This window comes from Micrococcus sp. KT16 (assembly GCF_003315015.1).
In the GTDB taxonomy this organism is placed as follows: domain Bacteria; phylum Actinomycetota; class Actinomycetes; order Actinomycetales; family Micrococcaceae; genus Micrococcus; species Micrococcus luteus.
This window is the reverse complement of the sequence record NZ_QNRG01000001.1, coordinates 294,825-317,840: the sequence shown is the minus strand read 5'-3', so window position 1 is coordinate 317,840 and position 23,016 is coordinate 294,825. Positions and strand designations below refer to the sequence as shown.

Here is a 23,016-nt window from a genome sequence, read left to right as displayed (position 1 = left end):
GGCCCGGCCGGGCCGTCATCACCGCCCCGCACCGCGGGGCCCACTCCAGGAGGACCACCATGACCCACCGCTCCCACTCCGCCCAGCCCGCCGTCACCCGCCCGAGCGGCCGCAATCGCCTCGCGCGCGTCGTCGACGCCGCGGGCGAGGAGACCGGCGCGATCACGGCCGAGTACGGCATCCTCACGCTCGCCGCCGTGGGCTTCGCGGGCGTGCTGGCCGTCGTGCTCACCAGCCCGGACGTGCAGTCGCTGCTCGTGGACCTCGTCTCCGGGGCGCTCCAGCGTGACTGAGCACCCGACCTCCGCCTCGCCGTCCGGGCGCCGCACGGGCGCCCGGACGGCGGGGCGGCCCCGCGCGCTCCGGGGCGGCGAGACCGGGGCCGTCACGGCCGAGTACGCGGTGCTGCTGCCCGTGATCGCGTTCGTGCTCGTGTCCGTCCTGCTGGCCGGGGCCGCCGCGGTGCAGCAGGTGCGGGGTCAGGACGCGGCGGCGTCGGCCGCCCGCATCCTCGCCCGGGGCGACGACGAGGCGGCGGCCCGGGACGCCGTGGCGCGCATGGCCGGCGACGACGCCTCGCTCTCGCACACCGTCGAGGGCGGGTGGGTGACCGTCGAGGTCGTCCAGCCCGGCCCCGGGCCGCTCGCCTGGGCCGAGGTGCTCACCCTCACCGCGCACGCCGCCGCCCCCGACCAGCGGCCCGGAACGCCCGCCGCCGGGCCGGAGGACCGGTCATGACCCGTGGGAGGGCGCCCGCGCGGGGCGAACGCGGCTCGGGCACCGTGTCCGTCCTGGGCACGGCCGCTCTGGGGGCGGGGCTGCTGCTGGCTGTCGCGGCGCTGGGGCAGGCCTCGGCCACCGGCTCCCGGGCGGCCGGGGCTGCCGATCTGGCGGCGCTCGCCGCCTCCGACGCCCGGCGCGGGCTCTCCGACCACGAGCCGTGCGTGCTGGCCGGGCGGACCGCCGAACGCAACGGGGCCGCCGTCGTGGCGTGCGAGGTGCGCGAGGACGGGACCGTGCGCGTCGCGGTCGAGCTCGCCCGCGCCCCGCTGCCGGCGGCCACGGCCGATGCCGTCGCGGGTCCGCCGCGGTCTCAGGCCCCGGGCGCCGCGTCCGTGGCCCCGCCGGAGGACCCGCCGGAGGCGCCGCCGCCCGAGCCGTCGGTCGAGGCGTCCGCCGGGACGAGGTGATCGGCGTGGTCCATCAGGAACCGCAGGACGGTCAGCGCGCCGGCCTTGTCCAGTGGGCTGTTGCGGTTGCCGCACTTGGGGGACTGCACGCAGGACGGGCAGCCCTCCGCGCACTCGCAGGCCGCGATGGCCCCCGCCGTCGCCTCGACCCAGCGTCGCGCCTGCTCGAAGCCGCGTTCGGCGAAGCCCGCCCCGCCGGGCCGGCCGTCGTAGACGAACACGGCGGGGGAGCCGGTGTCCGGGTGCAGGACCATCGAGACGCCTCCGATGTCCCAGCGGTCGTTCGAGGCGACGAGCGGCATCATGCCGATCATCGCGTGCTCGGCCGCGTGCAGGGCGCCGGGAAGGCGATCCGTGGTCAGTCCCGCGGCGATGAGCTCGTCCGAGGCCGCCTGGAACCACACCGCCGAGGTGAACAGGTCCCGCGCCGGCAGGTCGAGGGGCTCCTCGCCGAGCACCTCCCCGGAGGCCAGGGCCTTGCGCTGGAAGGACACCACCTGGGTGCGGACCTGCACATCCCCGAGGCACCAGCGCAGGGTGCCCTCCCGCGCGTCCAGGCGGCGGTGCACCGCCACGATCTCGACCTCCGTGACGTCCCGGGCCTGCGTGGTGAAGTCCGGCCAGGCGCGCGTGACCACCACCGCGTGCGCGTCCTCGTCCAGCTCCTCCACGAGGTACGTGCGGTCCTGGTGCACGTACACCGCGCCGGGATGCGCCTGGTAGTGGGTCTGGGGCGAGTCCATCGTGCCCAGCAGGGCACCGGACTCGGCGTCGATGATGTCCATGGGCCCGCCGCCGTCGTCCCGCAGGGAGACCATGCCGGCGGCGTGCTCGGGGTGCGTCCAGAACCAGCCGGCCGGCCGGCGGCGCAGCAGCCCCTGCTCGACCAGCACGTCCAGCAGGGCGCGCACCCGCTCCGGCTCCCCGAACCAGCCGAACGCCTCGGGCGTGATCGGCAGCTCCGCGGCGGCCGCGCACAGCTGGGGGCCGAGCAGGTGCGGGTTCTCCGGGTCCACCACGGTGTCCTCCACGCCCAGGTCGAACACGGCCTCCGGGTGGTCCACCACGAACGTGTCCAGGGGGTCGTCCGAGGCCACGAAGAACGCGAGCGCGTCCTGGCCGCCGCGCCCGGCGCGGCCGATCTGCTGGAAGAACGACGCGCGGGTGCCCGGCCAGCCGGCCACCACCACCGCGTCCAGCCCCGCGACGTCGATGCCCATCTCCAGCGCCGGCGTCGAGGCCATGCCCAGCAGCCGACCCGAGCGCAGGTCCGCCTCCAGCTCCCGCCGCTCCTCGGGCAGATAGCCCGAGCGGTAGGCCGCGATCCGCGTGCCGAGCCCCGGCTCGACCTCCTCGAGCTGCCGCTTGGCCGCGCTGGCGATGGCCTCGGCCCCGCGCCGCGAGCGGATGAACGCCAGCGTGCGCACCTGCTGCAGGGCCAGGTCCGTGACCAGGTCGGCGGCGGCGGCCATCGCCGAGCGGCGGACGGGCGCGCCGTTCTCGCCCCGACGGTCCGTCAGCTCCGGCTCCCAGAACGCCACCGTGACCGCCCCGTGCGGGGACGCGTCCTCGGTGACGGCCGTGGCCGGCGCCCCGATCAGTCGGGCGAAGTGCCCGGCCGGATCCGCCGACGTCGCCGACGCCCCGATGAACACGGTCTCCGGACGGTCCCCGCGGTAGTGGGCGGCGATGCGCCGCAGCCGGCGCAGCAGGATGCCCACCTGCGAGCCGAAGACGCCCCGGTAGGTGTGCGACTCGTCCACCACCACGAACGCGAGGTTCCGGAAGAACGCGGCCCACCGCTCGTGGTGCGGCAGGATCCCCACGTGGAGCATGTCCGGGTTGGTCATGAGCACGGTGGCGTGCTCGCGGGCCCAGATCCGGTCCTGCGGTGCGGTGTCGCCGTCGTAGGGGGCCGCGCGCAGCCCCGGGGCGCCGTCCCGCTCGAGGGCGCGCCAGGAGGTCAGCTGGTCCGCCGCGAGGGCCTTGGTGGGGGCGAGGTAGAGCGCGGTGGCCCGGGGGTCGGCGGCCAGCCGGGTGCCGACCGCCAGCTGGTAGCCCAGCGACTTGCCCGACGCCGTGCCCGTGGCGAGCACGGTGTGCGTCCCCGCGCCGGCCAGGGCCGCGGCGCGCACCTGGTGCAGCCACGGCCGCTCGACGCCGCGCGCCGCGAACGCCCCGACCAGGCCCTCCGGAGCGTCCGCGGGCCAGTCCGTGTGCCGGGCCTGCCGTGCGGGCAGCTCGGTGACGTGGCGGATCTGCTCGGGCAGCCCGGTCCGGCCCAGCGCCGCACGGAGTCCGGCCCCCGCCGGGATGTCCGGGCGCAGGTCACCGGGTGCCGTGACGGACAGCCCGGCCACGACGTCGGCCACCATCTCACCGACGGGCTGCGGCTCCGGTCCGGAGGAGTCCGGGGCGGCGTCGTCGACGGGCGGCGCGGCGTCCGCCGTGCCGGGCGGCCCCCAGCCGCCCGCGGGATCCGCCCAGGGATCGTGCTCCGGGAGGTGGCCGGTCACGCCCCCATGGTGCCGGTGTGCTCGGCGGTGGGGTTGTCCTCGGCCAGGCCGCGACCCCAGATGGACACGGGGCCGAGGTCGGTCCAGGCCAGGTGGCGGTACAGCTTCTGCCCGTCCGGGGAGGCGACGAGCAGGCCGCGGCTGATCTCACCCTCGCTCATGACCTCGGAGGTGAGATAGCGCATCACGAGGGAGCCGAGGCCGCGACGACGGTGGTTCGGGGACGTCCAGATCCGGTCGTAGACGGCGGTGCCGTCCTCCTCGGTGACCCAGCCGAGGGCGGCGAGCTCCTCCTCGCCCTCCGGCGCGGTCGAGGCGCCGACGGCCAGGATGCGCAGGCGACGACTGCCCTCCATCGGCTGGTCCACGCGGGCCTCATAGCCCTCGGGCAGCAGCGGGGGCTCCACGTCCTGCAGCTCGGGGTCCATGTCCATGGTCATGAAGCGCTCCGGCTCGGCCTGGGCCTTCAGACCCATGGCCTTGGGGTCCTCGCCGGCGTCGCCGAACACGGTGAGCAGGATCTGCTCCTGGTCCCGCACCGCCTCGCGCAGGTCCTCCAGCTCCGCGCGGGAGGGGTTCACCACCACGTGCTCCCACGTGGCCGGCACATCCACCGTGGCGCGACCGGAGCCGCCGGGGATCATGTGGGCGGGGCGGGGGGTGCGCAGGGCCGCGCGTCGCCCCGCCTCCTGGCTGACGCGGTAGCCGCGCGATCGCGACCAGGCCGCGAACCAGATGTCGACCAGTGCCGGATCCAGATGCTCAGTCATGTCTGAAGGGTAAGGCGTGAGGCCGGTGCGGGCCAGGCCCCGCCCGTCCCTCACGGCCGTCACGTCCGGGGTCGCGCACTAGCCTGGACCTCGATGAGCACCGCCGCCCTCTCCCGCATCGCGCTGTACTACCGGTTCACCCCGCTCGCCGACCCCGAGGCGGTGCGGCTGTGGCAGCGCACGCTCGCCGCGTCCCTCGGCCTGACCGGCCGGATCATCGTGTCGCCGCAGGGGATCAACGGGACCGTCGGCGGGCCGGTCGACGCGGTCAAGCGCTACGTGCGCGGCACGCGGGAGCATCCGGCGTTCCGGGATCTCGAGGTGAAGTGGTCGGACGGCTCGGCGGCGGACTTCCCCCGCCTCTCCGTCAAGCTCAAGCCCGAGCTCGTCGCGTTCGGGGCCCCCGAGCGCGTCACCGTGGACGCGGGCGGCGTCGTCGGCACGGGGGAGCGGCTCACCCCCGCCCAGGTGGACGCGCTCGTCGCCGAGCGCGCCGGCACCGCCAACCCCGTGCGCTTCCTCGACGGCCGCAACACGGTCGAGGCGGCCATCGGCCGCTTCGACGGGGCCGTGGTCCCGGACGCGCACACCACCCGCGACCTGCTCGCCGCCGTCGACTCCGGGGCCCTGGACCACCTCAAGGACGCGCCGCTGATCACCTACTGCACGGGCGGCGTGCGCTGCGAGGTCCTCTCGGCCCTGCTCAAGGACCGCGGCTTCGCCGAGGTCTACCAGCTCGACGGCGGCATCGTCCGCTACGGCGAGGCCCGTGGCGACGCCGGACTGTGGCGGGGCGAGCTGGCCGTGTTCGACCGGCGCCTGTCCACCCGCTTCACCGCCGACGCCGAGACCATCGGCCGGTGCGTCGCGTGCGAGGCACCGACCTCGGCGCTGCGCAACTGCGCCGACCCGGCCTGCACCACGCTCGAGGTCCGCTGTGCGGCCTGCGCCGCCGACGACCCCGAGCACCGCTGTCCTGTCTGCGCCCACCGCCCCCACCCCGCCGAGAGGACCGAGGCATGAGTCCCGTCCCGACACCCCCGTCGCCCCCCGCCCCGCGGCTGACCCCGGCCACGGCCGTGGCCCTCGCCGCGGATCTGGCGGCCCTGCCGTTCACCACCGCCGCCGTCGAGGGGCTGCTCGGACCCGTGGCCACGCTCGCCCTGGACCGCGAGCACGCCGAGGCCGCCCGCCGCGTCGTCGCCGGTCACCTGGCGGGCCCCGGCCGGCCCGACGACGCAGCCGGCCCCGGCGACCGGTATGGCACGCGGGGCCTCGCCGCCGCCGTCGGGGCCTGGCTGCTCGGCGACCCCGTCCCCGCCGCCGACCTCGACGCCGCGCTGCCCCGCCTCGGCCTGGCCGGGGCCGTGGCGGCCGGGCTCGTCGTCGAGGGGCCGGACGGGCGCGTGCGCGGCGCGGTGGACCTCTCGCCGTACGAGGCGGACGAGCCGGGCCGGATGTGGATCGCCTCGGACCTGACGGCCCTGCAGCGGCGCGGCCCGCTGCCTCCCGAGCACGTGCTCGGCGTCGGCCGGGCCTCCCTCACGCTCGCCGGCGCCACGCAGCGCCGTCCCGTGGCCCGCGCCCTCGACGTGGGGGTGGGCTGCGGGATCCAGACCCTGCACCTGCTCGCCCACGCCGACCATGTCACCGCCACGGACCTGTCCGAGCGGGCCCTGGCATTCACCCGGTTCAACCTGCTGCTCAACGCGGACGTGCTCGGCCTCGACCGGGACCGGCTCGAGGACCGGGTCCGGCTGGCGGCCGGCGATCTGCTGGCGCCGGTGACGGGGGAGCGGTTCGACCTCGTGGTCTCGAACCCGCCGTTCGTGATCACCCCGCGCACGGACCCGGACGCGCCCATGCTGACCTACCGCGACGGCGGCCGCGAAGGCGACCGGATCGTCGCGGAGCTGATCGCGGCCCTGCCGGACGTGCTCGCCGAGGGCGGCACCGCGCAGCTGCTCGCCAACTGGGAGATCCCGGCGGGGGACACCGCCGACGCCGACACCGCACCGTGGGACGCGCGCCCGCGCTCGTGGGTGGCGCCGGGGATGCAGGCCTGGTTCCTCCAGCGCGACCGGCAGGACCCCGCGGGCTACGCGGAGACATGGCTGCAGGACTCCTCGCTCGAGCTCGACCCGCCCGCCTATGAGGCCGCCTACCGCGGCTACCTGGACGACTTCGCCGCGCGCGGGGTCGCGGGCGTGGGCTTCGGCCACGTGTGGCTGCGTCGGCCCGCCGCGGACGGCTCCCAGGGCCGGGGGTGGGTGGTCGCCGAGGAGCTGACCCAGGCCGTGGACGAGGCCCTCGGCACCGCGTGGGCCGCCGCCGTCGCCCGCCGGGACCGGCTCACCGCCGGCGCCGGGGCGGGGGACGCCGTCGGGGACCCGGCCCTGGCCGCGCTGCGCGGCCTGCACCTGCGCGTGGCCGCGGACGTCACGGAGGAGCGCCACCAGCGGTTCGGGGCGGAGCACCCCGAGGTGATCCTGGTCCGGCAGGGCTCCGGGTTCCGGCGCGTGGCGCGCCTGGACACCGCGACGGCGGGCGTGCTGTCCGCCTCCGACGGTGAGCTGTCCGTGGGGCAGCTGGTGGGCGCGGTCGCCGCGCTGCTGGAGCTGGACGACGTCGGGCGGGCCGGCCTGCTGGCCGCGCTGCGGGAGCTGTACGAGGACGGGTTCCTGGTGGAGGGCTGACGATCGGGCGGTGGCGGGCGCGGGGACGCCGGGCGTTATCGTGGGCACCGCGCCCCCTACGATGTGGGGACGTCCGCCCGACGCCGGCGTGCACCGCGCACCGGCCCGGAACCACCGCCTTCCCCGTCCGAGGAGGACCCCCTTGTCCACGTCATCCGCTTCCGTGACCGCTCCCGTGCCCGAGGGCAAGAAGCTGGTCATCGTGGAGTCCCCGGCCAAGAGCAAGTCCATCGCGAAGTACCTCAACGCGGTGGGCTCCGGCTGGGTGGTGGACTCCTCCGTGGGGCACATCCGCGACCTGCCCAAGCCCTCGGACCTGCCGGCGGACATGAAGAAGGGCCCGTTCGGGAAGTTCGCCGTGGACACGGAGCACGGCTTCACCCCGTACTACGTGGTGCACCCGGACAAGAAGAAGAAGGTCGCGGAGCTCAAGCGCGAGCTCAAGGACGCCGAGGCCCTCTACCTCGCCACGGATGCGGACCGGGAGGGCGAGGCCATCGCCTGGCACCTGCTGGACACCCTCAAGCCCACGGTGCCGGTGTACCGGATGACCTTCGGGGAGATCACCCAGGAGGGCGTGCGCCGAGGCCTGGAGAACATCCGCGAGCTGGACACGGCCCTCGTGGACGCCCAGGAGACGCGCCGCATCCTCGACCGCCTGTTCGGCTACGAGCTCTCGCCGGTGCTGTGGCGCAAGGTCTCCCGCGGGCTCTCGGCGGGCCGCGTGCAGTCGGTGGCCACCCGCCTCGTCGTCGAGCGCGAGCGGGAGCGCATGGCCTTCGTCTCCGCCCACTACTGGGGCGTGGAGGGCACCTTCACGGTGGCCGAGGGCGCGCAGGCCGCGGACGCCGTGGGCAGCTCGTTCACGGCCCGCCTCAGCACGGTGGACGGCGAGCGCGTGGCCACGGGCCGCGACTTCGACGACGCCGGGCGGCTCAAGGCCTCCGCCGGCAAGAAGGTGACCCACCTGGACGAGGCCGGCGCCCGCTCGCTGGCCGAGGGTCTGCGCGGGGCGGACTTCACGGTCGACTCGGTGGAGGACAAGCCGTACACCCGCCGCCCGGCCGCCCCCTTCACCACCTCCACGCTGCAACAGGAGGCCGCCCGCAAGCTCCGCATGAGCTCCCGCGTCTCCATGCAGGTGGCCCAGCGCCTGTACGAGAACGGCTACATCACGTACATGCGCACGGACTCGGTGAACCTCTCGCAGGAAGCCGTGCAGGCCGCCCGGCGCCAGGCCACCGAGCTCTACGGGGCGGACGCCGTGCCGGCCCAGCCGCGCGTCTACGCCAAGCGCAACGAGACCGCGCAGGAGGCCCACGAGGCCATCCGGCCCGCGGGGGACTCCTTCCGGACCCCGGCCCAGGTCAAGGCCGAGCTGCGCCCGGACGAGTTCCGCCTGTACGAGCTGATCTGGAAGCGCACCGTGGCCTCGCAGATGGCCGATGCCAAGGGCTACACCGCCACGCTGCGGCTCTCGGCCACCGCGCAGGACGGCCGCCTCGCGCAGTTCAGCGCCTCGGGCACCGTCATCACGTTCAAGGGCTTCCTCGACGCGTACGAGGAGGGCCGGGACGCCGAGGTCGACGGCGAGAACGCGGAGGCCAAGGACCGCCGCCTGCCGCAGGTGGCCCAGGGCGAGCGCCTCACCGGTGACCCGATCGAGGCCACCGGGCACGAGACCTCCCCGCCGGCCCGCTACACCGAGGCGTCGATCGTCGCCGAGCTGGAGCGCCGCGAGATCGGGCGGCCCTCCACGTACGCCCCGACGATCTCCACGATCATGGACCGCGGTTACGTGTCCAAGCGCGGCACCGCGCTCGTCCCGTCGTGGACCGCGTTCGCGGTGATCGGACTGCTCGAGGACTACTTCGCGAAGTACGTGGACTACGACTTCACGGCCCGCATGGAGGACGACCTCGACCGGATCGCCGCGGGCGAGCTCGGCCGCGAGGCCTGGCTGCAGACCTTCTACTTCGGGGCCCCCGCCGCGGAGACGGAGAAGGGCGTCGAGGGCCTCAAGCACGTGGTGGACAACCTCGGCGAGATCGACGCGCGAGCCGTGAACTCGCTGCCGATCACCGAGGACATCACCCTGCGGGTGGGCCAGTACGGCCCGTACCTGGAGCGGTCGCTGCCGGCCGACGCGGAGGCGGGCGCCACCCCGCCGCGCGCCAACGTCCCCGAGGACCTGGCCCCGGACGAGCTCACCCCGGCCAAGGCCGAGGAGCTGTTCGCCACCGCCCAGCCCTCCGAGCGCGAGCTCGGCACGGACCCGGAGACGGGCCGGACCGTCGTCGCCAGGGACGGGCGCTACGGGCCCTACGTCACCGAGGTCATCCCGGAGATGACCGAGGAGGAGCTGCAGGCCTGGCTCGACGCCCAGCCCACCGAGTACTACAAGAACGGCAAGCCCAAGCCGAAGAAGAAGCCGGCCAAGGAGAAGCCCCGCACCGGCTCCCTCTTCACGAGCATGTCCGTGGACACCGTGACCCTCGAGCAGGCGCTGCAGCTGATGTCCCTGCCGCGCGTCGTGGGCGCGGACGCCGAGGGCGAGGTCATCACCGCCCAGAACGGCCGCTTCGGGCCCTACCTGAAGAAGGGCTCGGACTCGCGCTCGCTCGAGTCCGAGGACCAGATCTTCAGCATCACGCAGGAGCAGGCCCTCGAGATCTACGCCCAGCCGAAGCAGCGTGGCCGCGGGGCCGCCAAGCCGCCGCTGGCCGAGTTCGGCGAGGACCCGGTCTCCGGCAAGAAGGTCACCGTGAAGGAGGGCCGCTTCGGCCCGTACGTCACGGACGGGGTCACCAACATCACCGTCCCGCGCGGCCGTCAGCCCGAGGAGCTCACGGCGGAGGAGGCCTACCAGCTGCTCGCGGACAAGCGTGCCAAGGGCCCGGCCACCCGCGGCGGTGCCAAGAAGCCGGCGGCCCGCAAGGCCCCGGCCAAGAAGACCACCGCGCGGAAGAAGGCCTGAGCGCCATGCGCCTCGGCGTCCTGGACATCGGGTCCAACACCGTCCACCTGCTGCTCGTGGACGCCCACCCGGGGGCCCGCCCCGTCGCCTACGCGGAGCACAAGCGCTCCCTTCCGCTGATCCGCTACCAGGACGCCGACGGGGCGATCACGGAGGAGGGACAGCGGGAGCTCGTGGACTTCGTCCGTGAGGCCGCCGCGTTCGCGGAGGAGCATCGGGCGGAGGACATGATCTCGTTCTGCACCTCGGCGATCCGCGAGTCCGCGAACGGCGCCGCCGTGCTGGCCCGCGTGCAGGCCGAGACCGGTGTGCACCTCTCCGAGCTCACGGGGGACCAGGAGTCGGCCATGACGTACTTCGCCGTGCGCCGCTGGCAGGGCTGGGGCGCCGGCTCCATCCTGAACTTCGACATCGGCGGCGGCTCCTTCGAGATCGCCTACGGCCAGGACGAGCTGCCCTCGCACGCCCTGTCCCTGCCGCTGGGCGCCGGCCGCCTCACCCGCGACTGGGTGCTCGAGGACCCGCCCAGCCCCAAGGCGGTGAAGAAGCTCCGCAAGCACGTGGAGAAGCGACTCGAGGAGGCGTATACGGCCTTCCCGCGCATCGAGTCGCCCGTGGTGGTCACCGCCACCTCGAAGACGTTCCGCTCCCTCGCCCGGATCACCGGGGCGGCGCCGTCGGCGGCGGGCCCCTTCGTGAAGCGGCACCTGCGCGCGGACGACCTGCACCTGTGGGTGAACCGCCTCGCGGCGATGACCGTCGCGGAGCGGGCGGAGCTGCCCGGCGTCTCGGACGTGCGCGCGCACCAGGTGTTCGCGGGGGCGATCGTCGCGCTGACGGCCATGCGCACGTTCGGCATCGCCCAGCTCGAGATCTGCCCGTGGGCGCTGCGCGAGGGCCTGATCCTCAACCGCCTCGACGCGCTCATGCTCGAGGGCCACCTCACCCGGGACGGCCGGCCCGGCGTCGGCCACGTGAACCTCAACCCGGACACCCTCCTGCCGGGACTGAGCCTGGGGGTGCGCTGACCATGCCGGACTCCACCGCGCACCTGGCCCCCGCGGCGCGCTTCGGAGCGGACATCCCCGTGACCCTGTCCTCCTCGTCCGTGTTCCCCCTGGGCACCCAGGACGTGTTCGCCACCGCCGAGGACCTCGGCTACGACGGCGTGGAGGTCATGGTCACGCACAACGCGTGGAGCCAGGACGCGCGGCGGCTGACGCGGCTGTCCGAGCGGCACGGGATGCCCATCGACTCCATCCACGCGCCCACCCTGCTGTTCACGCAGCAGGTCTGGGGCTCCGCGTGGTCCAAGATCCGCCGCTCCGTGGAGCTGGCGCAGGCCGTGGGCGCGGCCACCGTGGTGGCCCATCCGCCGTTCCGCTGGCAGGGCACGTACGCGGTGCGCTTCGCCGAGGGCATCCACGAGCTCATGGCGGAGACCGGCGTCGTGATCGCCGTGGAGAACATGTACCCGTGGCGGGCCTACGGCCGCGAGGCCAAGATGTACCTGCCGCACTGGAACCCGCTGCCCGAGCCGTACGAGCACATCTGCTGGGACTTCTCCCACGCGGCCATCGCGCGGGCGGACTCCCTGGCGGCCGTCCGCGAGCTCGGCCCGCGGCTGCGGCACGTCCACCTCACCGACGGCAACGACTCCGGCAAGGACGACCACCTGGCCCCCGGCGAGGGCACGCAGCGCGTGGCCGAGACCCTGCGCCACCTGGCGACCGCGGGCCTGGCCGGCACGGTGTGCGTGGAGGTGGGCACCCGCGGCGTGGAGTACGCGGGCCAGCGCGAGGAGAAGCTCGCCGCCTCGCTCGCCTTCGCGCGCGAGCACCTGGCCGCCGGTGGCACCGACCACCACGACGACGACGGCGTTCCGCGCCCGACCACGAAGGAGACGGACCGACCATGAAGCTGACCATCCTGGGCCTGGGCACCATGACCGGGGCCATCCTGGCCGGGGCCCTCGACGCCGGCGCCGTGCGCGCCGAGGACGTCACCGCCACCACCCGCTCCACCGCCTCCGCCGAGCGGGCCGCCGCGCAGCACGGCGTCACCGTGACCTCCCGGGAGCGGGACGAACGCGCCAACCATGCCGCGGTCGCCGAGGCGGACATCGTCCTGGTGGGCGTGAAGCCGAAGGACATGGTCGCCACCCTCACGGACCTGGCGCCGTCGCTGCGCCCCGAGACCGTGGTGGTGTCCGTGGCAGCCGGCGTCACCTCCGCCACCATGGCCGCCGTGCTGCCGGCGGGGCAGCCGATCGTGCGGACCATGCCGAACACGCCCCTGACGGTGGGCTCCGGCGTCGTCGGCATGGCCCCCGGGCCGGGCGTCACCGAGGAGCAGACCACCGCCGTGCGCGCCCTCTTCGAGGGCTCCGGCCTGGTGGTGCCGGTGGCCGAGGAGCAGCTCTCCGCCGTGGTGGCCACCGCCGGCTCCGCCCCGGCCTACGTGTTCCTGCTGGCCGAGCTGATCGCCGCCCACGGTGCGGAGATGGGACTGGACGCCGCCGCCGCCGAGGCCATGGCCGCGGCCACCGTCAAGGGCGCCGGCATCATGCTCCAGCAGGAGGGGGCCAGGGCCGAGGCTCTGCGCAAGGCCGTGATGAGCCCGAACGGCACCACCGAGAAGGCCGTGGAGGCGTTCCTGGACGGGGGCATGGGCGACCTCGTGAACCGTGCCATGGACGCGGCCGCGCAGCGCGACAAGGAGATGGCCGAGGAGTTCGGGGCCTGACGGTTCCGGCGTGCCTCAGGGCCGGGCCGCGAACCGGTCGATGAGGTCCGTGTGACCCGAGACGATGAGGGTGTCGCGCGGGCCCACCCGGGTGTCCGGCTGGGCGTAGGTGAAGTCCTCGCCCGGAGTCTTCACGCCCACCACGGTCACGCCGTACTTGGAGCGCACGTGGGACTCGCCGAGCGTGAAGCCCACGCACTCGGCCGGCGGGTACATCTTCACGATCGCGAAGTCGTCGTCGAACTCGATGAAGTCGAGCATGCGCCCGTTCACGAGGTGGGCGGCCCGCACGCCGGCGTCGTGCTCGGGGAAGATCACGTGGTTCGCCCCGATCCGCTTGAGGATCGTGCCGTGCGCCTCGCTGATCGCCTTCACCCAGATGTGGGGGATCTCCAGGTCCACGAGGTTCACGGTGATCAGCACCGATGCCTCGATGGAGGTGCCCACGCCGACCACCGCCGTCGAGAAGTCCTGCGCGCCGAGCTGGCGCAGGGCCTCGGGGTCGGTGGCGTCCGCCTCCACCACGTGGGTGAGCGAGGGGGCGAAGCGCTGCACGAGGACGGGGTCCCGCTCGACGGCGAGCACCTCGCGGCCCTGTGCGACGAGCTCCTCGGCCGTGGCGGCGCCGAAGCGGCCCAGCCCCACGACGAGCACGGGGGCGTTGGGATCGGTGCGCTGCGGGGTGTCAGCCAATGACCGGCCTCTCGACGGGGTAGCGGTAGAGCACGCGCCGCTGGCGCAGGGCCAGGGCGGCGGCGAACGTGATCGTACCAACGCGGCCCGCGAACATCATGGCCGTCAGGACGTACTTGCCGGCCGGTGGGCTCTCCGCGGAGACGCCCACGGAGAGCCCGCACGTGCCGAACGCGGAGATCACCTCGAACAGGGGCCGCTGGAGGGACTCGTCGGTGATGTGCACCAGCGCCAGAGTGGCCACGAGCACGAGGGTGGCCCCGAGTGCGAGCACCGCGATGGCCACGCGCAGGGACTCGGGGGCGATCGTGCGGCCGTGCGCCGTCACCTCGCGGTCGCCGCGCGCCTCCGCCACGATCGCGAGGAACATGATCGCCAGCGTGGTCACCTTGATGCCGCCCGCGGTGGAGGCGGACCCACCGCCCACGAACATCAGCGCGTCCATGAGCAGCAGGGACTCGGGCTGGTGCGCGTTCGTGTCGTCGATCGCGAAGCCTCCGGAGCGGGTCATCATGGAGCCGAACAGGGAGTGCCCGACCCGCTGCCAGAAGCCCATGCCGGCCTGGGTCGCCGGGTTGCCCGCCTCGAAGAAGAAGAGGGCGACGGCGCCGAGCACCAGCAGGGCCAGCGTCACCTCGACCGTGAGCTTGGTGTGCAGGTTCCACTCCCGGAATCGCCACCCCTTCTCCAGCAGCACCATGACCACGGGGAAGCCGAGCGCACCCAGGAACACGCCGACGCCGAGCACCGTGATGATCACCGGGTCGTGCATGATCTCCGGCAGGCCGTCCACGTGGAGGGTGAACCCGGCGTTGTTGAAGGCGCTGACCGAGTAGAAGACCCCGTGCCACAGGCCGGTGAGCCACGAGCCGGAGATGGCCGCGAACCGCGGCACGAGGAAGAACGCCAGCGCGGCCTCGGCGGTCAGCACCGTCACGACGACGACGCGCAGCAGCCGGCCGACCTCGCCGAGATTCCCGGAGGTCATGCCCGCCTGCTGCGTCGCCAGCTTCGACCTCAGACCCAGATGCCGGGAGACGGCCAGCGTGAGCAGCGAGGCCATCGAGAGGATGCCCAGGCCGCCGATCTGGATGGCCACGAGGATGATCACCTGGCCCGCGGGGGACCAGTGCACGGCCGTGTTGACGGTGGTCAGACCGGTCACGGAGAAGGCGGAGACCGCGGTGAACATGGCGTCGTGCAGGGGGGTGGCGTGGCCGTCCGCCGCGGCCCACGGCAGGGCGAGGAGCCCGGTGAACACCAGGGCCATGAGGGCGAAGGCGGAGAGGGCGGCGCGGGCCGGGGAGCCGCCCACCACCGAGCTGACGGCGCGGCCCGAGCGCCGCAGCACCGTGCGCAGGTCGGTCGAGGACTCCAGCGTGGAGGCCTGGCCGGGCCGGGGGAGGCCGCCGGGCCGGCGCACGCCGCCGTGGCGGCGGGCGCGCGGAGTCGGACGGAGACCTGCCACGGGGCACCTCCTGCGCGGGGGGACGGGGAACGGACCGGCTCCCAGTATCGCGCGCCCCGTGGCCCGCGCGTCACGCGGGCAGGACATCCGAGGCGATCGTCGCCACCGTGTCGCCCGGAGCCCTAGGCTGGACCGTGATGAGCACCACGTCCACCCCTCCCGCTCCCACCCCCGCCGCTGTGGTGTGGGACTCCAGCCTGCTCCGCTACCGGTTCAGCGCGGAGCACCCGATGGCGCCCCTGCGGCTGGACCTCACGCACCGGCTCGTGGAGGCGTTCGGCCTGCTGGACGCCCCCCACGTGCGGATCATGGAGCCGCCCGTGGCCACGGACGAGCAGCTCGCCCTCGTCCACGACCCCGAGTATGTCGCCGCCGTGCGCCGGGCCGCGGCGACGTCGTCGGCCGAGGACGGCCGCTTCGGCCTGGGCACCGAGGACTGTCCCGTGTTCCCGGACCTGCACGAGTCCGCCGCCCGGATCGCGGGCGGCTCCCTCGTCGCCGCGGAGGCGATCTGGTCCGGCGAGGTGGACCGCGCCGTGAACTTCGCCGGTGGCATGCACCATGCCGCCCGGTCCTCGGCGTCCGGGTTCTGCATCTACAACGACTGCGCCGTGGCCATCCAGCGCCTGCTGGACCTCGGCGCGGAGCGCGTGGCCTACGTCGACGTGGACGCGCACCACGGCGACGGCACGCAGTCGATCTTCTACGACGACCCCCGCGTGCTCACCATCTCCCTGCACGAGACGGGCATCAGCCTGTTCCCGGGCACGGGCTTCGCCAACGAGATCGGCGGCTCGGCCGCCCAGGGCACGGCGGTGAACGTCGCGCTGCCCCCGCGCACCGGCGACGCCGGCTTCCTGCGCGCCGCCCACGCCGTGGTCCCGCCCCTGCTGGAGGCGTTCGCCCCGGACGTGCTGGTCAGCCAGCACGGCTGCGACGGTCACCGCACGGACCCGCTCGCCGACCTGCGGCTGAGCGTGGACGGCCAGCGCCAGCTCGCGTTCGACGTCGGCGACTGGGCCGACCGGTTCGCGCACGGCCGGTGGCTGGCCACCGGGGGCGGCGGCTACAACCCGCTGCGGGTGGTGCCGCGCGCGTGGGCCCACCTGACCGCCGCCGTCCTGCAGACCCCGATCCCCGTGAGGAGCGAGATCCCCGCCGCCTGGATCGAGCACGTCCGGGCCCTCACCGCGGACGAGCTGACCGGGGACATGTCCGTGCACGAGGGGGACGACGCCGAGCGGATCCCCACCGTGATGGGCGAGGACGCGGACGTGTGGTGGCGCTCGTGGGAGGTGGGCTACGACCCGGCCGACCCGGTGGACCAGTCGATCATGGCCACGCGCCGCGAGGTGTTCCCGCTGCACGGGCTCGACCCCTGGTTCGACTGAGCCGGTCCCCGTCCCGGTTCGACCGGGGCCCGTGCGGCCGGTATTGTGGCCGAGAACGTTTCCAGGCGTTCCACATCCGGTGGAATGCGGGTCGGCGTGTCCGGCGCCCCGGATGCCTGCGGTCCCACGACCGCCGACCCTCGCCCCGATTCAAGGAGTCCCCATGGGATCTGTGATCAAGAAGCGCCGCAAGCGCATGTCGAAGAAGAAGCACCGCAAGCTGCTTCGCAAGACCCGTCACCAGCGTCGCAACAAGAAGTGACGCCCGCGCCCTCCGGGCGCTGACGAGACGAAGCCGCCGTCCCCTTCCGGGGGGACGGCGGCTTCGTCGTGGACGGCGATCCGTAGAGTGGGGGCCATGACCGCCGACCTGCCCGCCGCCACCGCCCGCGTCCAGCTGCTCGTGAAGCCCGGCTGTCACCTGTGCGCCGAGGCCGAGGCCACGGTGGTGCAGGTGTGCGACGCGCGGGGCGAGGCCTGGGAGGCCGTGGACGGGGCCGCGCACCCGGACCTGCTCGAGCGCTTCGTGGACGAGGTGCCCGTGCTCTTCGTGGACGGCGTCCAGCGCGACTTCTGGCGCGTGGACCCGGCCCGCCTGGGCCGGCTCCTGGACGCCCCGCGGGCCTGAGCGGGCTCAGCGGCGCGCGAAGCGCTGCCAGGTCTTCAGCCGCATGTACTCCGTGGCGTCCGGGCGGTAGGCGAGCACGATGCCGGCGACGCCGAGGCCCACCCACACGAGGTCCAGCGGGCTGAACGCCCCCATCACGGCGTTGGAGACCAGCACCAGCACGGACAGGGACGCCAGCACCGTTCCGACGATGCGCGCGGCGCGCGAGCCGCCGCGGATCGCGAACGCCACCCACAGGTAGACGAGGAACGCGAGCACGCCGAACACGGCCGCCGTCGTGGCGAGGGCCGGGAGCATCCCGTCCATCATGGTGCGCATCTGCTCCGCCTGGTCGGCGGGCAGATTCATCTGTTCGACGGACCGGTCCAGCTCCTGCTGGATCGCGACCTGGCCCTCCGGCTGGGTGATGGCGAAGGCCGCCAGCAGGGTCGTCGCCAGCAGCAGGAGGCCGCCCGAGACGATCAGCCAGAACGCGGCCGTCAGGGAGCGCGGCCGCGGGGGCAGCTCGACCGGGCCGGGAGACTGCCAGCCGGCGGGGCCGTGGGGGGAGGGGGCCTGGGGCATCCCCGCCTGGCCCGGGGCGCCGTACGGAGCCGCCGGCGGTGCGCCGTAGGGGTTCTGGCCGTACGGGCTCGCGCCCGCCGGGTCAGGGGAGCCCGGGGTCGGCCCCTGCGGGGCGGCGCCGTAGGGGTCGGTGCCGTACGGGTTCTGGCTGCCGTGGGGATCGGTGGGCGAGGTGCCGGACATGGGGCCTCCTAGCGACGCCGACGCTCGCGGCGTCTCGGTGCGGACGGGGGTGGCGGCGCGGTCGCGCCGAGCTGTGCCCCACGCTACCGCCGGAGCCACCGGCCCGCCTCTGCCAGACTGGCCCCATGCAGACGCTCGCCACCGTCCACCTGGTCCGCCACGGAGAAGTCCACAACCCCGACCGTGTCCTCTACGGCCGCCTGCCGGAGTTCGGGCTCTCGGAGCTCGGCCACGAGATGGCCCGGGGCGTGGCCGCGTGGTTCGCGGAGCGCGCCGCGCAGACCGGCCGGGCGCCCGCCGTCGTCGCCGCCTCCCCGCTGACCCGCGCGCAGCAGACCGCCGCGCCCCTCGCGGCCGCGTTCGACCTGCCGCTGGTCACCGAGCCCGACCTGATCGAGGCGGAGAACGCCTTCGAGGGCATGTCCCAGGTGGCGGCGTCGCTGAAGCGGAACCCGCGGCTGTGGCCCCGGCTGCGCAATCCCCTGCGCCCGTCCTGGGGCGAGCCGTACCGCGCGCAGGCCGCCCGGATGCTGGCCGTCGTCGACCGGCTCCGCGGCGAGGCCGTGGCCGCCGACGGGCCCGGCGCCGAGTCCGTGCTCGTCTCGCACCAGCTGCCGATCTGGGTGACGCGCCTGGCCGTCGAGGGCCGTCCGCTGTGGCACGACCCGCGCCGCCGCGAGTGCTCGCTGACCTCCGTGACCTCGCTCGTGTACGAGGAGGGGCGCGGGGTGCCGCGCGTCGAGTACCACGAGCCGAACCAGGCCCTGCTCAAGGACGCCTCCTCCCTGCCGGGCGCCTGAGACGGCCGGCGTCGACGACGCCGGCCGCAGCCTCCCACGGGGTGGGGGTGTGACGTCCAGGGTTCAGTCAGAATGCGGGGCGGACAGTAGACTCCCCAGGTACCCGGAATCCAGCCCCGCGCGTCCCCTGGAGGGCAGCCCGCCATGCAGACCCCCCGTCCGTCCCGTCGCACCGTGCTGACCGGCCTCTCGCTGCTCGGCCTCGCGCCCGTCCTCGCGGCGTGCTCGGGGGACGACTCGCTGACGCGGCAGGCCGGCAACGCGGACGGCAAGAACTACATCGCCGGCGACGGCTCCGTCCTGGAGATCGCCCCCGCCGAGCGCGGCGCCCCCGTGGAGTTCGCCGCCGAGCTCTTCGACGGCACCCCCGTGACCGGCGCGAGCCTGCGCGGCACCCCCGCCCTGCTGAACTTCTGGTACGCCGCCTGCGCGCCGTGCCGCGTCGAGGCCCCCCACCTCGTCTCCCTGCACGAGCAGTTCGCCCCGCAGGGGGTGCGGTTCCTCGGTGTGAACGTCCGGGACACCGTCACCACCGCGCAGGCCTTCGAGCGCACCTTCGAGATCCCCTACCCGTCCATCGAGGACGCCCGCGGGGAGGTGCTCCTGAACATGACCGACTACGTGCCCCCGCAGGCCGTGCCCTCCACCCTCGTCCTGGACGTCGAGGGCCGCGTGGCCGCCCGCGTGCTCGGCGCCGTGGAGGAGTCCACCCTGCGCGCCCTGCTCACCACCGTGGTGGACGAGGCCGCGGCCTGACCCGGCCGCCGTGTCCATGCAGAGCAACCCCTTCGCCGAGATCGCCCTCGACGGCTCCCTGCTGCTGGCCGCGCCGATCGCCGTGCTGGCCGGCCTGATCTCCTTCCTCTCCCCGTGCGTGCTGCCGCTCGTGCCCGGCTACCTCGGGTACGTCACCGGCCTCGGCGGGGACGTGCTCACCAGCCGCCGCCGCGGGCGCCTCGTGCTCGGCTCCGTGCTGTTCGTGCTCGGGTTCGCCGTGGTGTTCGTGGGCATCACCGTGGTGTTCACCCAGGCCATGGTCTGGCTGCGGCGCGACGGCGCCTGGGTCACCCCCGTGCTCGGCGTGCTCGTGATGCTCATGGGCCTCGTGTTCCTCGGCGGCGGCGGCCGGCTTCAGCAGGAGCGCCGCGTCCACTTCAAGCCCGCCGCCGGCCTGGTCGGCGCGCCCCTGCTGGGCATGACCTTCGGCCTGGGCTGGGCGCCGTGCATCGGCCCCACCATGGCCGCCGTCCTGGCCATGTCCACGGCCAGCTCCGGCTCCGTGGGCCGCGGCGCCCTGCTCGCCTTCCTCTACTGCCTCGGCCTGGGCCTGCCGTTCGTGCTCATGGCCCTCGGCATGGAGCGCGGCATGCGGGCCCTCGGGTTCTTCCTCCGGCACCGCGTGCTGATCATGCGCCTCGGCGGCGCCCTGCTGATCGCGCTGGGCCTGCTCATGGTCACCGGCGTCTGGACCGCCTGGACCACGCAGCTGCAGCTGTGGTTCGCCAACGAATGGGAGATGCCCCTGTGAGCTCCAAGGCCGCCCGGACGCGCTCCGAGCCCGTCACCCTGCCGCGCCTCGGCCTGGCGGGCACCCTGCGCTGGATCTGGACCCAGCTGACCAGCATGAGCACCGCGCTCATGCTGCTGCTCCTGCTCGCCGTCGCCGCCGTGCCCGGCTCCCTCGTGCCCCAGCGCCGTGCCGGCCCCGAGATCGTGGACCAGTGGATCGAGGACAACCCCGTGTGGGGCCCCGTCCTGGACGCCCTGCAGTTCTTCGACGTCTACAACTCCGTCTGGTTCTCGGCCATCTACCTGCTGCTGTTCGTCTCCCTCGTGGGCTGCGTGTGGCCGCGCGCCATCCAGCACGCCAAGGCCCTGCGCCAGCCCCCGGCCCGCACCCCCCGCAACCTGACGCGCCTGCCGGCTTCCGGCGTCGTGGTCCTGGAGGACGGCGGCCCCGGCCCCGAGGAGGCCGTGGCCAGAGCCCAGGCGTGGCTGCGCAAGCGCCGCTACCGCGTGGAGCACCGCCCCGAGGCCGGCGGCGCGTCCGTGGGCGCCGAGCGCGGATACCTGCGCGAGATCGGCAACATCCTGTTCCACGTCTCGCTGATCGGCGTGCTCGTGTTCATGGCCTACGGCGGCATGACCAAGTACGGCGGGCAGAAGATCATCGTGGAGGGCGAGGGCTTCGCCAACAACCTCGTGGCCTACGACTCCTTCACCCCCGGCACCTACTTCAGCGCGGACGACCTCCAGCCGTTCTCCCTCACCCTCGACTCGTTCGACGCCGTGTTCGAGCGGCAGTCGGAGACCACCTACGGCCAGCCGCTGGACTACACCGCCGTCATGGACGTCCGCGAGGGCACCGGCGGCGAGCTCCAGCGCCAGATCCTCAAGGTCAACCAGCCGCTGGACATCGACGGCGTGCGCGTCTACCTCGTGGGCAACGGCTACGCGCCCGTGGTGACCATCCGCGACGGCGCCGGGGACGTGGCCTTCCAGGGCCCCGTGGTCACCCGCGTGTTCGACCAGAACTACGGCTCGCAGGCCACCATCAAGGTCCCCGACGCGCGGCCGGACCAGCTGGGCTTCGTCGGCTTCTTCCTGCCCTCGGCGGTGGAGGACGAGGAAGGCGCCGCGTTCTCCGCGGACCCCGAGCTGCTCAACCCGGAGCTGCAGCTGAACTCGTACTACGGGGACCTCGGCCTGGACACCGGCCGCCCGCAGAACGTGTACGTGCTGGACACCGCATCCCTCACCGAGCTCAACAGCCGCACCAACGAGAACGGCGGCATCGTGCTCAGCCCGGGCCAGACGTACGAGCTGCCCGAGGGCAAGGGCTCCATCAGCTTCGACGGCGTCCGCCGCTACGTCGGCCTGGACATCCACTACGACCCGGGCAAGTGGGGCGTCGGCGTGTTCGCCGGCACCGCCCTGCTCGGGCTGGTCATCAGCCTGTTCGTCCGCCGCCGCCGCGTGTGGGTCCGCGCCCGCACCGACGAGGCCGGCCGCACCCGCGTGGAGTACGCGCTGCTCGCCCGCGGCGAGGAGTTCGGCTTGCACGAGGAGCACGTGGCCCTGCGCTCGGCCATGGAGCGCTGGTGGCCCGTCGCCGCCCCCGAGTCCGAGGAGGAGGCCGTCGCATCGGCCGCCGCCGTCGGCCACACTGGAACCACCCCCGAGACCCTCGCCGGTCCCCGCACCCCCCGATCAGGAGACTGACAGTGTTCAACCCCACGGCCCCCGTGAACGAGCAACTGGCGCTGTACAGCGACCTCTTCATGCTCATCGCCGCGCTCGTGTACGCGGCGGCGTTCATCCTGTTCACCATCGACATGGCCACCGCCTCGGCCACCATCCGCCGCCTCGAGGCCGACCTCGCGGCCCAGCGCGGGCAGGTGCGCACCGCTCCGGCCCGCGAGACCGTGGGGGTCGCCGTCGGCGGGTCCACGGCGGTCGGCGCGAGCGACTCCGACACGGCCCGGCCGGCCGCCGCCGAGCCCGGCGTCGACGCGGACGACGACCTCGTGGACGAGGACATGGACTACACGGGCGGCGGCCGCCGCCCGGTCGCCAACGTGGCCGTGGCCGTGCTGGCCGTCGGCTGGGCGCTGCACGCGTTCGCCGTCGTCGCCCGCGGCCTCGCCGCCTACCGCGTGCCGTGGGGCAACCTGTACGAGTTCATGACCACGGGCGCGCTCGTGATCACGACCGTCTACCTGCTGTTCCTCTTGCGCAAGGATCTGCGCTTCGTGGGCACGTTCGTCACCGGCATCGTCGTGGCGATGATGTGCGCGGCCACCATGGGCTTCCCGACGCCGGTGGGCCACCTCCAGCCGCCGCTGCAGACGCCGTGGCTCGTCATCCACGTGTCCATCGCCGTGCTGGCCAGCTCGCTGTTCGCGCTGACCGCCGCCATGTCCATGCTGCAGCTGCTCCAGGACCGCGCCGAGAAGCGCGCCGCAGCGGGCGAGCCCACCTGGTCGTTCCTGCGCCTCGTGCCCTCCTCCGACTCCCTGGAGAACTGGTCCTTCCGCATCAACGCGGTGGGCTTCGTGATGTGGACCTTCACGCTGATCGCCGGCGCCATCTGGGCCGAGGCCGCGTGGGGCCGCTACTGGAACTGGGACACGAAGGAGGTCTGGACCTTCGTGATCTGGGTGGTCTACGCGGCGTACCTGCACGCCCGCGCCACCCGCGGCTGGACCGGCGCGCGCGCCGCCTGGCTCAGCATCGTGGGCTTCCTCTGCATCGTGTTCAACTACACGATCGTGAACACGTACTTCCCGGGCCTGCACTCCTACGCGGGGCTGCCCAGCTGACCCGAGGCCTCACGCTTCCACCCCCCAGCGCTTTCGCTCGTGAAAACGTCGCTACCGCCCCGGATTTCCGGGA

The 23,016-nt window shown here is 74.0% G+C and carries 22 protein-coding genes; 17 read left to right on the top strand and 5 right to left on the bottom strand.

From position 1 onward, the window contains the following. Positions 1-59: 59 nt before the first annotated feature. From DE149_RS01505 to DE149_RS01495, 3 genes are read left to right on the top strand one after another with little or no spacing between them, the layout of a single operon-like run. Positions 60-293: a DUF4244 domain-containing protein gene (locus DE149_RS01505; RefSeq protein WP_049147913.1), complete on the top strand. Its 234-nt coding sequence runs from the start codon at positions 60-62 to the stop codon at positions 291-293. Next, positions 286-738, top strand: coding sequence for a TadE family type IV pilus minor pilin (locus tag DE149_RS01500; protein ID WP_049147914.1), 453 nt, complete (start codon positions 286-288; stop codon positions 736-738). Before DE149_RS01505 ends, DE149_RS01500 begins: the two co-directional genes overlap by 8 nt. Next, entirely contained in the window at positions 735-1,190 is a 456-nt protein-coding gene (locus tag DE149_RS01495; protein ID WP_049147915.1) for an Rv3654c family TadE-like protein, read from the top strand. The genes DE149_RS01500 and DE149_RS01495 overlap by 4 nt, the downstream gene beginning before the upstream one ends. Here the strand turns inward: DE149_RS01495 and DE149_RS01490 are convergent. Further along, positions 1,094-3,706, bottom strand: a complete 2,613-nt coding sequence (locus tag DE149_RS01490; protein WP_113913826.1) for a DEAD/DEAH box helicase — start codon at positions 3,704-3,706, stop codon at positions 1,094-1,096. The genes DE149_RS01495 and DE149_RS01490 overlap by 97 nt on opposite strands. After that, entirely contained in the window at positions 3,703-4,476 is a 774-nt protein-coding gene (locus tag DE149_RS01485; RefSeq protein ID WP_101967387.1) for a GNAT family N-acetyltransferase, read from the bottom strand. The genes DE149_RS01490 and DE149_RS01485 overlap by 4 nt, the downstream gene beginning before the upstream one ends. Positions 4,477-4,569: 93 nt before the next feature. On the opposite strand from DE149_RS01485, the gene DE149_RS01480 reads away from it, so the two are divergent. The 6 genes from DE149_RS01480 (at position 4,570) to proC (ending at position 12,894) form a co-directional block, all read left to right on the top strand. Beyond that, the gene (locus DE149_RS01480; RefSeq protein ID WP_101967388.1) at positions 4,570-5,499 is read left to right on the top strand and encodes a rhodanese-related sulfurtransferase; all 930 of its coding nucleotides are present in this window, start codon (positions 4,570-4,572) and stop codon (positions 5,497-5,499) included. Beyond that, complete coding sequence (locus tag DE149_RS01475) at positions 5,496-7,172, top strand: methyltransferase (protein WP_113913825.1); 1,677 nt, start codon at positions 5,496-5,498, stop codon at positions 7,170-7,172. Before DE149_RS01480 ends, DE149_RS01475 begins: the two co-directional genes overlap by 4 nt. Before the next feature lie 142 nt (positions 7,173-7,314). Next, positions 7,315-10,149 carry a type I DNA topoisomerase gene (topA, locus tag DE149_RS01470; RefSeq protein WP_061867164.1) on the top strand — a complete coding sequence of 945 codons (2,835 nt, stop codon included), beginning with the start codon at positions 7,315-7,317 and terminating at the stop codon, positions 10,147-10,149. 5 nt (positions 10,150-10,154) lie between these two features. Next, complete coding sequence (locus DE149_RS01465) at positions 10,155-11,177, top strand: exopolyphosphatase (RefSeq protein ID WP_036341216.1); 1,023 nt, start codon at positions 10,155-10,157, stop codon at positions 11,175-11,177. A gap of 2 nt (positions 11,178-11,179) precedes the next feature. After that, positions 11,180-12,067: a sugar phosphate isomerase/epimerase gene (locus DE149_RS01460; protein WP_101967391.1), complete on the top strand. Its 888-nt coding sequence runs from the start codon at positions 11,180-11,182 to the stop codon at positions 12,065-12,067. Continuing rightward, positions 12,064-12,894 (top strand): pyrroline-5-carboxylate reductase, encoded by an 831-nt coding sequence (gene proC, locus DE149_RS01455; protein ID WP_073116732.1) that lies wholly within the window; start codon positions 12,064-12,066, stop codon positions 12,892-12,894. The genes DE149_RS01460 and proC overlap by 4 nt, the downstream gene beginning before the upstream one ends. Before the next feature lie 15 nt (positions 12,895-12,909). Here the strand turns inward: proC and DE149_RS01450 are convergent, their stop codons facing one another. Both DE149_RS01450 and DE149_RS01445 read right to left on the bottom strand, forming a co-directional pair. Then, positions 12,910-13,587: a TrkA family potassium uptake protein gene (locus tag DE149_RS01450; RefSeq protein WP_178329098.1), complete on the bottom strand. Its 678-nt coding sequence runs from the start codon at positions 13,585-13,587 to the stop codon at positions 12,910-12,912. Next, positions 13,580-15,055: a TrkH family potassium uptake protein gene (locus tag DE149_RS01445; protein ID WP_073116733.1), complete on the bottom strand. Its 1,476-nt coding sequence runs from the start codon at positions 15,053-15,055 to the stop codon at positions 13,580-13,582. Before DE149_RS01445 ends, DE149_RS01450 begins: the two co-directional genes overlap by 8 nt. Before the next feature lie 137 nt (positions 15,056-15,192). Between DE149_RS01445 and DE149_RS01440 the strand changes: the two genes are divergently transcribed. The 3 genes from DE149_RS01440 (at position 15,193) to DE149_RS01430 (ending at position 17,074) form a co-directional block, all read left to right on the top strand. Next, positions 15,193-16,446: an acetoin utilization protein AcuC gene (locus tag DE149_RS01440; RefSeq protein ID WP_073116734.1), complete on the top strand. Its 1,254-nt coding sequence runs from the start codon at positions 15,193-15,195 to the stop codon at positions 16,444-16,446. A gap of 163 nt (positions 16,447-16,609) precedes the next feature. After that, positions 16,610-16,708 carry a 30S ribosomal protein bS22 gene (locus tag DE149_RS01435; RefSeq protein ID WP_005504750.1) on the top strand — a complete coding sequence of 33 codons (99 nt, stop codon included), beginning with the start codon at positions 16,610-16,612 and terminating at the stop codon, positions 16,706-16,708. Positions 16,709-16,804: 96 nt separating this feature from the next. Next, positions 16,805-17,074 (top strand): glutaredoxin family protein, encoded by a 270-nt coding sequence (locus DE149_RS01430; RefSeq protein WP_063189784.1) that lies wholly within the window; start codon positions 16,805-16,807, stop codon positions 17,072-17,074. 6 nt (positions 17,075-17,080) lie between these two features. Here the strand turns inward: DE149_RS01430 and DE149_RS01425 are convergent, their stop codons facing one another. Further along, a complete protein-coding gene (locus DE149_RS01425) occupies positions 17,081-17,821 on the bottom strand; it encodes a hypothetical protein (protein ID WP_063189782.1) in 741 nt (246 codons plus the stop codon). A gap of 125 nt (positions 17,822-17,946) precedes the next feature. Between DE149_RS01425 and DE149_RS01420 the strand changes: the two genes are divergently transcribed. The 5 genes from DE149_RS01420 (at position 17,947) to ccsB (ending at position 22,943) form a co-directional block, all read left to right on the top strand. Next, complete coding sequence (locus DE149_RS01420; protein WP_036336891.1) at positions 17,947-18,621, top strand: histidine phosphatase family protein; 675 nt, start codon at positions 17,947-17,949, stop codon at positions 18,619-18,621. Between the two features lie 144 nt (positions 18,622-18,765). Beyond that, the gene (locus DE149_RS01415; RefSeq protein WP_036336892.1) at positions 18,766-19,377 is read left to right on the top strand and encodes a TlpA disulfide reductase family protein; all 612 of its coding nucleotides are present in this window, start codon (positions 18,766-18,768) and stop codon (positions 19,375-19,377) included. A 16-nt stretch (positions 19,378-19,393) separates the two neighbouring features. Then, a complete protein-coding gene (locus DE149_RS01410; RefSeq protein ID WP_069941757.1) occupies positions 19,394-20,149 on the top strand; it encodes a cytochrome c biogenesis CcdA family protein in 756 nt (251 codons plus the stop codon). After that, positions 20,146-21,843, top strand: coding sequence for a cytochrome c biogenesis protein ResB (locus DE149_RS01405; protein ID WP_036336895.1), 1,698 nt, complete (start codon positions 20,146-20,148; stop codon positions 21,841-21,843). Before DE149_RS01410 ends, DE149_RS01405 begins: the two co-directional genes overlap by 4 nt. A 2-nt stretch (positions 21,844-21,845) precedes the next feature. Next, on the top strand, positions 21,846-22,943 hold the full coding sequence (gene ccsB, locus DE149_RS01400; RefSeq protein ID WP_113913824.1) for a c-type cytochrome biogenesis protein CcsB: 1,098 nt from the start codon (positions 21,846-21,848) through the stop codon (positions 22,941-22,943). The last annotated feature ends 73 nt before the right edge of the window (positions 22,944-23,016 follow it).

Bases quoted from the DNA above. Each gene is read 5' to 3' on its own strand.
- DE149_RS01505 (WP_049147913.1), top strand. From the start codon at position 60: ATGACCCACCGCTCCCACTCCGCCCAGCCCGCCGTCACCCGCCCGAGC.
- DE149_RS01495 (WP_049147915.1), top strand. From the start codon at position 735: ATGACCCGTGGGAGGGCGCCCGCGCGGGGCGAACGCGGCTCGGGCACC.
- DE149_RS01485 (WP_101967387.1), bottom strand. From the start codon at position 4,476: ATGACTGAGCATCTGGATCCGGCACTGGTCGACATCTGGTTCGCGGCC.
- DE149_RS01480 (WP_101967388.1), top strand. From the start codon at position 4,570: ATGAGCACCGCCGCCCTCTCCCGCATCGCGCTGTACTACCGGTTCACC.
- DE149_RS01475 (WP_113913825.1), top strand. From the start codon at position 5,496: ATGAGTCCCGTCCCGACACCCCCGTCGCCCCCCGCCCCGCGGCTGACC.
- DE149_RS01465 (WP_036341216.1), top strand. From the start codon at position 10,155: ATGCGCCTCGGCGTCCTGGACATCGGGTCCAACACCGTCCACCTGCTG.
- DE149_RS01460 (WP_101967391.1), top strand. From the start codon at position 11,180: ATGCCGGACTCCACCGCGCACCTGGCCCCCGCGGCGCGCTTCGGAGCG.
- proC (WP_073116732.1), top strand. From the start codon at position 12,064: ATGAAGCTGACCATCCTGGGCCTGGGCACCATGACCGGGGCCATCCTG.
- DE149_RS01440 (WP_073116734.1), top strand. From the start codon at position 15,193: ATGAGCACCACGTCCACCCCTCCCGCTCCCACCCCCGCCGCTGTGGTG.
- DE149_RS01435 (WP_005504750.1), top strand. From the start codon at position 16,610: ATGGGATCTGTGATCAAGAAGCGCCGCAAGCGCATGTCGAAGAAGAAG.
- DE149_RS01430 (WP_063189784.1), top strand. From the start codon at position 16,805: ATGACCGCCGACCTGCCCGCCGCCACCGCCCGCGTCCAGCTGCTCGTG.
- DE149_RS01425 (WP_063189782.1), bottom strand. From the start codon at position 17,821: ATGTCCGGCACCTCGCCCACCGATCCCCACGGCAGCCAGAACCCGTAC.
- DE149_RS01420 (WP_036336891.1), top strand. From the start codon at position 17,947: ATGCAGACGCTCGCCACCGTCCACCTGGTCCGCCACGGAGAAGTCCAC.
- DE149_RS01415 (WP_036336892.1), top strand. From the start codon at position 18,766: ATGCAGACCCCCCGTCCGTCCCGTCGCACCGTGCTGACCGGCCTCTCG.
- DE149_RS01410 (WP_069941757.1), top strand. From the start codon at position 19,394: ATGCAGAGCAACCCCTTCGCCGAGATCGCCCTCGACGGCTCCCTGCTG.